Source organism: Microbacterium sp. GbtcB4 (genome assembly GCF_019091465.1).
In the GTDB taxonomy this organism is placed as follows: Bacteria; Actinomycetota; Actinomycetes; order Actinomycetales; family Microbacteriaceae; genus Microbacterium; species Microbacterium paraoxydans.
Map to the genome: position 1 here is coordinate 1 of NZ_JAGXJJ010000567.1, position 236 is coordinate 236.

General features: G+C 70.8%; 1 pseudogene. It reads left to right on the top strand.

Annotated features, from left to right (window positions below):
- Nucleotides 1–121, top strand: a pseudogene (locus KVS71_RS20140) (2,3,4,5-tetrahydropyridine-2,6-dicarboxylate N-succinyltransferase); the annotation flags it as partial.
- Between the last annotated feature and the right edge of the window lie 115 nt (nucleotides 122–236).

Sequence of the window (236 nt, forward strand, 5' to 3'; positions counted from 1 at the left end):
TGGCGCCGACCTCTCGGGTTAGGATGGCCTGCTCTTGCGTCGTCATGCGCTCGCGGGTGCCGTCGAGGCGGTCCGCCGCGCAGGCGTCGGCGTCACGCTCAACGAGGCGCTCCACGCCTGACAGCCCGCCAGCAGCCTTCGACCGGTCTCCGCTGATAGACTGGCTCCGTTGCCCGCGCCGCCGGCCGGTCAGCATCGTCATCGTCTAGGGGTATCCGAGGACCGAAGCGAGCGCC